The organism is Actibacterium lipolyticum, assembly GCF_900184935.1.
Taxonomy (GTDB): Bacteria; Pseudomonadota; Alphaproteobacteria; order Rhodobacterales; family Rhodobacteraceae; genus Actibacterium_A; species Actibacterium_A lipolyticum.
On record NZ_FXYE01000001.1, the window covers coordinates 1,490,772 to 1,500,814 of the forward strand.

The following is a 10,043-nucleotide window of genomic DNA, read 5'->3' on the forward strand; positions in this document are numbered from 1 at the left end:
GGGCTTTTTTGTATTAGCTTGCAGCGCGCGCTTGGCGCTTACGCTCGTGCGGATCAAGGAAGCGTTTGCGCAGACGGATGGCGTTCGGCGTTACCTCTACCAGTTCGTCGTTGTCGATATAGGCAATCGCCTCTTCCAGTGACATGCGTACTGGCGTCGTCAGGCGCACGGCGTCGTCGGTGCCGGATGCGCGAACGTTGGTCAGTTTCTTGCCCTTCAGCGGGTTAACCTCAAGATCGTTTTCACGGCTGTGTTCGCCGATGATCATGCCGGTATAAACCTGCTCTTGCGCGCCGATGAACATCTTGCCGCGATCTTCGAGGTTCCACAGCGCATAGGCGACAGAAACGCCCGCATCCATGGAAATCAGAACACCAGCACGGCGGCCAGGGATCGGGCCTTTGAACGGTGCCCATTCATGGAACACGCGGTTCAGAACGCCAGTGCCGCGGGTATCGGTCAGGAACTCACCGTGATAGCCGATCAGGCCACGCGACGGGACGTGGGCGATGATACGGGTCTTGCCCGCACCAGCAGGGCGCATTTCAACAAGGTCGCCCTTGCGCGTACCTGTGATCTTTTCGATCACCGCGCCAGAGTATTCGTCATCCACGTCGATGGTGACTTCTTCGATCGGCTCCATCTTCTGGCCGTCTTCTTCACGGAACAGAACCTGCGGACGAGAGATCGAAAGTTCGAACCCTTCGCGACGCATGTTTTCGATCAAAACGCCCATCTGAAGTTCGCCACGACCGGCAACTTCGAACGCTTCGCCGCCGGGTGTGTCGGTGATGCGGATAGCAACGTTAGATTCGGCTTCTTTCATCAGGCGATCACGAATGACGCGCGACTGAACTTTTTTGCCGTCTTTACCTGCCAGCGGGCTGTCATTGATGCCGAAGGTCACGGTGATGGTGGGCGGATCGATAGGCTGCGCCGGGATCGCTTCGGTGACCGAAGGCGCACAGATCGTGTCGGCAACGGTTGCCTTGGTCATACCGGCCAGCGAAACGATGTCGCCTGCTTCAGCTTCGTCAATCGGCTGCTGCGACAGGCCACGGAACGCGAGGATCTTGGTGACGCGGAAGTTTTCCACCAGCGAACCGTCACGCGAAAGCGCCTTAACAGATTCACCAGCCTTCAGTGTGCCGCTTTCAACACGACCCGTCAGGATGCGGCCGATGAAAGGGTCAGAGCCAAGCGTGGTCGCCAGCATGCGGAAAGGTTCGGCCTTATGCTCGATCTGCTTAGGGGCAGGGACGTGCTTCACAATCAGGTCGAACAGCGCGGTCAGGTCCTTGCGGGGGCCTTCAAGGCTGTCGTCGGCCCAGCCAGAACGGCCAGAGGCGTAAAGATGCGGGAAGTCCAACTGTTGGTCGTCAGCACCAAGGTTCGCAAACAGATCGAACACTTCGTCCAGCGCACGGTCAGGTTCGGCGTCGGGCTTATCAACTTTGTTCAGCACCACGATTGGGCGCAGGCCAAGTGCCAGCGCCTTAGAGGTCACGAACTTTGTCTGAGGCATGGGGCCTTCGGCGGCGTCCACCAGAAGGACAACACCGTCAACCATGCTAAGGATGCGCTCTACCTCGCCGCCGAAGTCGGCGTGGCCGGGGGTGTCGACGATGTTGATACGGGTTTCGCCGTATTCAACGCTGGTCGCTTTGGCCAGAATGGTGATCCCGCGCTCGCGCTCCAGGTCATTGCTGTCCATGGCGCGTTCGGTGACGGCCTGGTTTTCCCGGTAGGTGCCGGATTGTTTCAGAAGCTCGTCCACCAGTGTCGTCTTGCCGTGGTCAACGTGCGCGATGATCGCGATATTGCGAAGGTCCATTGGGGCCTGCCTGCGTAAAAAGAAAGAGGTTGGCGCCGCGATACATGCTGCAAACGCAAAAGACCAGAGTCGAAACGACGGTTAATGCGTCGCAGTGTCCGAGAATAGGTGAATTACCACGATTCCAGCGATGATCAGGCCCATTCCGATGGCTCCGGGCAAATCGACCTTCTGGCCGAACACGACCCAGCCAATGGCCGCAATCAACACGATGCCGACGGCGGACCAGATCGCATACACAATTCCGACGGGCATGTATTTCAACGTCAGCGACATGAAATAGAACGACAAGGCATAGCCCACCAACACAACGATCGAGGGCAGGGGCCGCGTGAATTGCTGGCTGGCCTGAAGGGCGGTGGTGCCGATAGTTTCAGTGGCAATTGCAATCAGTAGGAAAAGGTAATGGTTTGGCATTGTGTGGGCCTCATCGGGCGATATAGCGATCGCGGCGGTGATTGGTGGTAATCATTATATTCAACACCAGTGCGCCGATCAGCGAATAGACAACAACGTCAGTCGGAAACAAAAATGCGGCAAGCGTGAAGACACAGGCGTCGAACAAAATCTGGGTCCATCCGGCCTTAAATCCATATTTATCTTGAAGAAAAAGCGCGACTATCCCAACGCCGCCAAGGCTGGCACCGTGTCGAAACAGTGCCAACAGCCCAGCACCGGCTGATACACCAGCCAGCACAGAGGCGGCCAACGGGTCCACCTGATCGAAGACAACGAAATGGGGCATAAGCTCTGCGAAGGTGGAAAGCAGGCCGACTGCGGCGAAGGTTTTCAAGGTGAACCGCAGCCCCATCCGGCGCAGGGCAAGGATGTAGAACGGCAGGTTCAGCAGAAAGAAAACGAGCCCGAACCGGATGCCCGACGTATAGCTGATGACAAGCGAAAGCCCCGCGATTTGACCGGTGATCAATTCAGCGCTGTGAAGCAGGTGGACGGACATCGCAACCAACAGTGCGCCTACCGTGATACCTTGTGCATCCTCCCAAAGGGAGTGCTGTTCTGCGGGGGGTGATCCAAGTAAAAGCATGGGGCAAGCTTTCGACTGCCCGCGCTGATTTGTCCAGTAGGACAAAAACGCATAAGGGCCAACGAAACCGCTGGCCCTTATGATTGATCAGGACTTGGGCGGCTTAACCGGCCAGTGCCTTGTTCAGGTTTTCGTCGATCTTTTCAAGGAAGCCCATCGTTGTCAGCCAGCTTTGGTCTGGGCCAACCAGCAGCGCCAGATCCTTTGTCATGAAGCCGCTTTCGACAGTGTCCACGATGACTTTTTCCAATGTCTCGGCGAACGTCTTAAGAGGTTCGTTCCCGTCCAGCTTGGCGCGGTGTTTCAGTGCGCCGGTCCAAGCGTAAATGGACGCGATGGAGTTGGTCGAGGTCGCTTCGCCTTTTTGGTGCTGGCGATAGTGGCGCGTTACGGTGCCGTGGGCGGCTTCGGCCTCTACGATCTTGCCGTCCGGTGTCATCAGCTGAGAGGTCATCAGACCAAGCGAGCCAAAGCCCTGTGCCACAGTGTCTGACTGAACATCGCCGTCATAGTTCTTACAGGCCCAGACGAAACCACCGTTCCATTTCATCGCGCAGGCGACCATGTCGTCGATCAAGCGGTGTTCGTACCAGATGCCCGCGGCTTTGAACTTTTCTTCGAACTCTTGTTCAAACACTTCCTGAAACAGGTCTTTGAAACGGCCGTCATAGGCTTTCAGGATGGTGTTCTTGGTGGATAGGTAAACCGGCCAGCCAAGGTTCAGGCCATAGTTCAGCGATGCGCGCGCAAAGTCGCGGATCGAACTGTCGATGTTGTACATCCCCATGGCAACGCCGGCTTCTGGGGCGTCGTACACGTCTTTTTCGATCACGGTGCCGTCTTCACCAACGAATTTCATCGTCAGCTTGCCTTTGCCCGGGAACAGGAAGTCGGTCGCGCGGTACTGGTCGCCAAATGCGTGGCGGCCAATGACAATCGGCTGGGTCCAGCCGGGAACAAGGCGTGGAACGTTCTGACAGATGATTGGCGCGCGGAACACGACGCCGCCAAGGATGTTGCGGATCGTCCCGTTGGGCGAACGCCACATCTGTTTCAGGCCGAATTCTTCGACGCGCTGTTCATCAGGGGTGATGGTGGCGCATTTAACGCCAACGCCGATTTCTTTGATCTTGTTGGCCGCGTCGATGGTGATTTGGTCATCGGTGCGATCACGCTCTTCGATCCCAAGATCGTAGTACAGCAGGTCGATATCGAGATAGGGCAGGATCAGCTTTTTCTTGATGAAGTCCCAGATGATCCGGGTCATCTCATCGCCGTCAAGCTCCACGACCGGGTTTTCAACTTTTATTTTGGTCATTCACTGGCCCTCGTTAATTTGGGAAACATTTGCTGACGTCATAACGCAAAGCGATGCCTTGGGAAAGCGGTATGCAAATGTATACAGAATTTTGTGGTGATGAGATGTGGGGGTGTTATCGCGCGCTGAAATGCGCGGTAATCAGCCCCCGAAGGTGTTCCCACAGGGCGGGGGAACCGCGCGCGACTTTCGCGCCGACGCGCTCTGCGATCTGCTGTTCAGAGACATCATAATCGACCCAGCTTCCGCCGCCATTTGCCAAGTTCTGCAGGACGGGTTGCATGCGGTCCACGGATTTGGCGAACACTGCGTCGGGGCTTTGTGCGGCTTCAAACTCATCCCAAAGGGCGCGCATTTCTACCGCTGTGTCAGTGGGTAGAAGGCTGAACAGGCGATCAGCGGCTTGTTGTTCGGCCAGTGCCAGCGCCTCTGCGTCGTGGTCGCCGTGAATGGGCGCGTCGCCTGCATCGATTTCGACCAAGTCGTGGATCAACAGCATGCGTATGACACGGTCGATACGCACGCCGGGTTCGGCGTGTTCAGCAAGCGTCAGCGCATAAAGAGCAACGTGCCAGCTGTGTTCGCCTGAATTTTCTTTTCTGGAATTGTCGCTAAGCGAAGAGGCGCGTGAAACCGACTTTAGCTTGTCGGCTTCGATCAAGAACGCCAACTGCTGCGACAAACGCTCGCTCACTCAGGCGTGTCCGCGCTGGCTGCAGCTTGGATTTTGCCAAGCAGGAATTTCCGTGCGCGGGCTTCTGCAAGCCGCACACGGATAGATGTTAGATACGCTTCTTCGGTGGTTGTTGAACTGTTGCCCAGAACCTTGGCGACTTCGGTAATCAGTTTTTCATCGCCAAGCTTTTCGGCAGCTTCGATTGCGTCTTTTGCCAACGCATCGGCCAGATCTTCAACAACACCCATGTCGCGTCTTTCCTTCTTCGTTTAGCGGGAGGTTTCCGTCAAACGGCGGCGCACGTATTGATCAACATTGCCGATCATCGTGTCCATATGCGGCTCTTCAAAGAAGTGACCGGCACCTTCAACCTCTTCATGGGTGATGGTGATGCCCTTCTGTTCATGCAGCTTTTCAACCAGCGCATGGGTATCCGCAGGTGGCGCTACGCGATCGGCCGCACCGTTGATGATTAGGCCCGAGCTTGGGCAAGGCGCCAAGAACGAGAAATCATACATGTTCGCGGGCGGGGATACGGACACAAAGCCGGTGATCTCAGGGCGGCGCATCAACAGCTGCATCCCGATCCATGCGCCGAAGCTGAAACCAGCAACCCAGCAATGCTTGGCGTTTTGGTTCATCGACTGCAGGTAATCCAGCGCCGAGGCTGCGTCTGACAGCTCGCCAATGCCTTGATCGTATTCGCCCTGACTGCGACCAACGCCGCGGAAGTTAAAGCGCAACACGGTGAAACCCATGTTGTAGAACGCATAGTGAAGGTTATAGACGACCTTGTTGTTCATCGTGCCCCCGAACTGTGGGTGCGGATGCAGAACAATCGCGATCGGCGCGTCTTTCGCCTTTTGCGGATGGTAACGACCTTCAAGCCGCCCTTCGGGGCCGGGGAAGATGACCTCGGGCATATATTTCTCTTCGACTGCGGCGGCGGAACGGCATTCTTGACGAATTCGCTCGGGCAACCTAGAACAATTCTAAATCCGGCTCGTTCGCCGGTTTCGGGTGGATAGGGAGGTAATGACCCTTCTGCCTTCAGTCAACCATTTGCAGGGGGTAACCCGATGAAACTCAGCACTAAGGGCCGCTATGCAATGGTTGCGCTTGCCGATTTGGCACTGCAGCCCGAAGGTGGGCTGACGTCTTTGGCTGAAATTTCAAAGCGTCAGAATGTTTCATTGCCGTATCTGGAACAGTTGTTCGTCAAACTCCGCCGGGCAGAGCTGGTGGAATCAGTGCGCGGACCTGGGGGCGGGTATCGGCTTGCGAAATCTCCGTCTGACATTCGTGTGGCTGATATTCTGTGCGCCGTGGATGAAACGGTCAGTGCGATGCACACAGGCGCGGGTGCGTCTGGTGGCGTGTCGGGCAGCAGGGCCCAGTCGCTGACCAACCGTCTGTGGGAAGGGCTTTCCGCCCATGTCTATGTTTTCCTTCACCAAACGCGCCTTTCGGATGTGGTGAAAAACGATCTGGCCCCATGTCCGGCTGTGCCAAATATCTTTGCTGTGGTGGACGAGGACTAAGCAGTGAAAGGGCTTTCGCATCTTCCTCCGATTGTTGGGCGTAAGGGCATCGACCTTACTGCCTTGCCGACGGACGACGCGAATGTGTTGCATGCCGTTCTGGAAAGCGTCGAGGGGCACAAAAAGTTTTCGGCGCGCATTCACCGGCTTGCTTACGCGGGCCTTACAGACGCCGAGGCGTTTGTGTACCTGTCCCGTCTGTGTGGTTACGGCATCGAAGCCAACCGCCGCAGAAGCTGGTTTGGCGGGCGGGTGTGGAATTATGCCATCGGTCAGTCCGGCCAATATGTCACAATTCCGGGCCGCATCTTGATCAAGCTTTTCCGGGATGCAGAGTTGGCGATTCCCAGCTGGATGCGCCCCGAATGGCAGTATGACCTGCGTTTGGATTACGCAGAGGCATTTCGCCAGACCTATCAAGCGGCGTTCAATGAAATGCACGAGTTGGAGGTAGCATAGATGGCACGCGCTTACCTCGACTTTAACGCAACGGCTCCGGTCCGGCCCGAAGCTAAGGCAGCGATGATTGCCGCGATGGATTTGGTTGGAAACCCGTCATCGGTTCACAGTGAAGGGCGCGCGGCCAAAGCTGCTGTTGAAAAAGCCCGCGAACAGGTGGCCATCGCAGTGGGTTGTAAACCGGTTGAGGTGATCTTTACCGGCGGGGCGACCGAAGCGGCGATGGTATTGGATCGTTTGCCGGGAAATCCCGGCGTGGCAGTGCAGGGCACCGCCCACGATTGTCTGTGGGCGCATCGCAGCGACAGTGCCGACAACGCCAGCGTTTATGCCATGGGTCTGGCCAACAGCGAAACCGGTGTGATCGCCGACGTGCCGCGCAAGGTTGATGGCGCATGGCAGGTTGGCACGCAGTCGTTCGAGTATCTGTTACTGGATGTCGTTCAGGCGATTGGCCGCGTCCCGTTTGCCTTTGGGTGGAGCGGGGCAGACATGGCGCTGATCTCGGCCCATAAGTTCGGCGGGCCAAAGGGCGTTGGCGCGCTGATTTTGCGACAAGGTATTGATACCGCGCCGCTTACTTTGGGCGGGGGGCATGAAATGGGCCGCCGTTCTGGCACGGAAAACGTTGTGGGTATCGCCGGTTTCGGTGCCGCGATCGAAGCCGCGATGAGTGATCTGGAACAAGGGAAGTGGGCGCGCGTTGAAAAGCTGCGCGATACGCTGGAAGCAGCCATTGTAGCCGAGGCCAAAGATACTATTTTTGTTGGGAAAGACGCGCGTCGCCTTCCCAATACCGCGTGTTTTGCGGCGCCCGGTTGGAAGGGCGAAACGCAAGTCATGCAGCTTGATCTGGCGGGATTTGCAGTCTCGGCCGGGTCTGCCTGTTCCAGCGGCAAGGTAAAGGTCAGCCGCGTATTACAAGCCATGGGGTACGACGATGTGACGGCAAGCTCTGCTATCCGCGTGTCCCTTGGCCCCGACACAACAGAAGATGAAATCAGCCGGTTCACCGATGCGTGGCTGGCACGACACGAAAAATTCCGCGCGCGCGCGGCTTGAAGATCAAGCGCCCCAGTGGCGCGGAGAGGAAAGACGACCATGGAATCCGTAGAACCGACCGAATTGGAAGTGCGCGAAGGCGTGGACCGCGAAACGGTTGAAACCGTTAACGCGATGGCCGGAAAATACAAATACGGCTGGGAAACCGAGATCGAGATGGAATACGCCCCCAAAGGCGTAAACGAAGACATCGTCCGCCTGATTTCCAGCAAAAACGAAGAGCCAGAGTGGATGACCGAATGGCGCCTTCAGGCGTTCCGCCGCTGGGAACAGATGGAAGAGCCAACGTGGGCCATGGTCAACTATCCTGAAATCGACTTTCAGGATCAATATTACTATGCCCGCCCGAAAAGCATGGACGTAAAGCCCAAGTCGCTGGACGAGGTCGATCCAAAGCTGTTGGCGACATACGAAAAGCTGGGCATCCCGCTGAAGGAGCAGATGATCCTTGCTGGCGTTGAGGGCGCTGAAGACGCACCGGCCGAAGGGCGCAAGGTTGCTGTGGACGCTGTGTTTGACTCGGTTTCTGTTGGTACGACCTTTCAGGCAGAATTGAAGAAAGCCGGCGTGATCTTCTGTTCGATCTCCGAAGCAATCCGCGAACATCCTGAGCTGGTGAAGAAATACCTCGGCTCGGTCGTGCCGCAGTCCGATAACTTCTATGCCACGCTGAACAGCGCCGTATTCTCGGACGGTTCGTTCGTTTACGTGCCGCCGGGCGTGCGCTGCCCGATGGAACTGTCCACCTATTTCCGTATTAACGCGGAAAACACGGGTCAGTTCGAACGTACGCTGATCATTGCGGATAAGGGCTCTTACGTGTCCTATCTGGAAGGCTGCACCGCGCCCCAGCGTGATGTTGCCCAGCTTCATGCCGCTGTGGTTGAGATCATCATCGAAGAAGACGCCGAGGTGAAATACTCCACCGTTCAGAACTGGTACCCCGGTGATGAAGAAGGCAAAGGCGGCATCTATAACTTCGTGACCAAACGTGCCGATTGCCGTGGTGATCGTTCCAAGGTGATGTGGACGCAGGTTGAAACCGGCTCTGCCGTCACGTGGAAATACCCGTCCTGCATCCTGCGCGGTGCCGAAAGTCAGGGCGAGTTTTATTCTATCGCGATCACCAACAACATGCAGCAGGCCGATACCGGCACCAAGATGGTTCACTTGGGCAAAAACACCAAGTCGCGGATCGTTTCCAAAGGGATCAGCGCGGGTAAGGCCCAAAATACCTATCGCGGGCTGGTGTCCATGCACCCCAAGGCAAAAGACAGCCGGAACTACACCCAGTGTGACAGCCTACTGATCGGTTCTGAATGCGGGGCGCACACGGTTCCATATATCGAGGTCAAGAACAACAGCAGCCGCGTAGAACACGAGGCGACGACGTCCAAGGTGGACGACGATCAGCTGTTCTATTGCCGCTCGCGTGGGATGGACGAAGAAGAGGCCGTCGCACTTGTCGTGAACGGGTTCTGTAAGGAAGTGCTGCAGGCGCTGCCGATGGAATTCGCGATGGAAGCGCAGCAACTTGTGGCGATTTCGCTGGAAGGGTCTGTGGGATAATCCCACAGGCTGTGCCCAACCCGGAGGATTGATGATGATCGTAACAACCACACCCTCGGTCGAGGGGTACCAGATCGCCGAATACTATGGCGTCGTCGTTGGCGAAGCCATCCTTGGTGCGAACGTGTTCCGCGACTTGTTCGCAGGGATCACCGATATCATCGGTGGCCGTTCAGGTGCGTATGAAAAGTCGCTTGGCGAGGCACGGGAAACGGCCCTTCGTGAGTTGGAAGACCGCGCAAGCGCCCTTGGTGCTAACGCGGTTGTCGGCGTCGATCTGGATTACGAGGTGATCAACAACATGCTGATGGTATCGGCATCGGGCACCGCAGTGAAAATCGGCTAGGGCGGTCAGGATGAGCGACGAACATAACCTGATCGAAACGAAGGAGTTGTCGTCGTTTGGTCCTGCCTTCTGGGTCTGCATGAATATGACCGTCGGCGGAGCGCGCGTTCCGCTGATGTCACACCAACATAAACAATCTGCTTAATTCGGTTCCGACGGATTTGACGAAACAAAAGTCCGTAGCCGATCGCAA

The 10,043-nt window shown here is 56.8% G+C and carries 13 protein-coding genes; 6 read left to right on the forward strand and 7 right to left on the reverse strand.

Translation table 11 applies throughout. The features are described from left to right. Positions 1–13: 13 nt before the first annotated feature. The 7 genes from typA to COL8621_RS07365 all read right to left on the reverse strand — a co-directional run bounded on the left by typA (position 14) and on the right by COL8621_RS07365 (position 5,796). Positions 14–1,834, reverse strand: coding sequence for a translational GTPase TypA (typA, locus tag COL8621_RS07335; RefSeq protein WP_093966598.1), 1,821 nt, complete (start codon positions 1,832–1,834; stop codon positions 14–16). Between the two features lie 81 nt (positions 1,835–1,915). After that, on the reverse strand, positions 1,916–2,251 hold the full coding sequence (locus COL8621_RS07340; protein ID WP_093966599.1) for a DMT family transporter: 336 nt from the start codon (positions 2,249–2,251) through the stop codon (positions 1,916–1,918). 10 nt (positions 2,252–2,261) lie between these two features. Next, on the reverse strand, positions 2,262–2,879 hold the full coding sequence (locus COL8621_RS07345; protein WP_093966600.1) for a YitT family protein: 618 nt from the start codon (positions 2,877–2,879) through the stop codon (positions 2,262–2,264). 103 nt (positions 2,880–2,982) lie between these two features. Continuing rightward, a complete protein-coding gene (locus COL8621_RS07350; protein WP_093966601.1) occupies positions 2,983–4,197 on the reverse strand; it encodes an NADP-dependent isocitrate dehydrogenase in 1,215 nt (404 codons plus the stop codon). Positions 4,198–4,312: 115 nt separating this feature from the next. Further along, complete coding sequence (locus COL8621_RS07355) at positions 4,313–4,891, reverse strand: HD domain-containing protein (RefSeq protein ID WP_093966602.1); 579 nt, start codon at positions 4,889–4,891, stop codon at positions 4,313–4,315. Beyond that, positions 4,888–5,121, reverse strand: coding sequence for a hypothetical protein (locus COL8621_RS07360; protein ID WP_093966603.1), 234 nt, complete (start codon positions 5,119–5,121; stop codon positions 4,888–4,890). The genes COL8621_RS07355 and COL8621_RS07360 overlap by 4 nt, the downstream gene beginning before the upstream one ends. A 21-nt stretch (positions 5,122–5,142) precedes the next feature. Further along, the gene (locus tag COL8621_RS07365) at positions 5,143–5,796 is read right to left on the reverse strand and encodes an alpha/beta hydrolase (protein WP_093966971.1); all 654 of its coding nucleotides are present in this window, start codon (positions 5,794–5,796) and stop codon (positions 5,143–5,145) included. A 156-nt stretch (positions 5,797–5,952) separates the two neighbouring features. On the opposite strand from COL8621_RS07365, the gene iscR reads away from it, so the two are divergent. Genes iscR through COL8621_RS19370 form a run of 6 tightly spaced genes read left to right on the forward strand, consistent with a single transcriptional unit; the run spans position 5,953 to position 9,995 of the window. Then, entirely contained in the window at positions 5,953–6,414 is a 462-nt protein-coding gene (gene iscR, locus COL8621_RS07370; protein ID WP_093966604.1) for a Fe-S cluster assembly transcriptional regulator IscR, read from the forward strand. Positions 6,415–6,417: 3 nt separating this feature from the next. After that, entirely contained in the window at positions 6,418–6,873 is a 456-nt protein-coding gene (locus tag COL8621_RS07375; protein ID WP_093966605.1) for a hypothetical protein, read from the forward strand. After that, entirely contained in the window at positions 6,874–7,935 is a 1,062-nt protein-coding gene (locus COL8621_RS07380) for a cysteine desulfurase family protein (protein ID WP_093966606.1), read from the forward strand. A gap of 39 nt (positions 7,936–7,974) precedes the next feature. Beyond that, a complete protein-coding gene (gene sufB / locus COL8621_RS07385) occupies positions 7,975–9,504 on the forward strand; it encodes a Fe-S cluster assembly protein SufB (protein ID WP_093966607.1) in 1,530 nt (509 codons plus the stop codon). 34 nt (positions 9,505–9,538) lie between these two features. Then, entirely contained in the window at positions 9,539–9,850 is a 312-nt protein-coding gene (locus COL8621_RS07390; protein WP_093966972.1) for a heavy metal-binding domain-containing protein, read from the forward strand. Positions 9,851–9,860: 10 nt separating this feature from the next. Further along, entirely contained in the window at positions 9,861–9,995 is a 135-nt protein-coding gene (locus COL8621_RS19370) for a hypothetical protein (protein ID WP_268875509.1), read from the forward strand. Positions 9,996–10,043: the final 48 nt, after the last annotated feature.

Coding starts and splice junctions, on each gene's coding strand:
- COL8621_RS19370 (WP_268875509.1), top strand. CDS start 9,861: ATGAGCGACGAACATAACCTGATCGAAACGAAGGAGTTGTCGTCGTTT.
- COL8621_RS07350 (WP_093966601.1), bottom strand. CDS start 4,197: ATGACCAAAATAAAAGTTGAAAACCCGGTCGTGGAGCTTGACGGCGAT.
- COL8621_RS07360 (WP_093966603.1), bottom strand. CDS start 5,121: ATGGGTGTTGTTGAAGATCTGGCCGATGCGTTGGCAAAAGACGCAATC.
- COL8621_RS07365 (WP_093966971.1), bottom strand. CDS start 5,796: ATGCCCGAGGTCATCTTCCCCGGCCCCGAAGGGCGGCTTGAAGGTCGT.
- sufB (WP_093966607.1), top strand. CDS start 7,975: ATGGAATCCGTAGAACCGACCGAATTGGAAGTGCGCGAAGGCGTGGAC.
- iscR (WP_093966604.1), top strand. CDS start 5,953: ATGAAACTCAGCACTAAGGGCCGCTATGCAATGGTTGCGCTTGCCGAT.
- COL8621_RS07390 (WP_093966972.1), top strand. CDS start 9,539: ATGATCGTAACAACCACACCCTCGGTCGAGGGGTACCAGATCGCCGAA.
- COL8621_RS07345 (WP_093966600.1), bottom strand. CDS start 2,879: ATGCTTTTACTTGGATCACCCCCCGCAGAACAGCACTCCCTTTGGGAG.
- typA (WP_093966598.1), bottom strand. CDS start 1,834: ATGGACCTTCGCAATATCGCGATCATCGCGCACGTTGACCACGGCAAG.
- COL8621_RS07340 (WP_093966599.1), bottom strand. CDS start 2,251: ATGCCAAACCATTACCTTTTCCTACTGATTGCAATTGCCACTGAAACT.
- COL8621_RS07380 (WP_093966606.1), top strand. CDS start 6,874: ATGGCACGCGCTTACCTCGACTTTAACGCAACGGCTCCGGTCCGGCCC.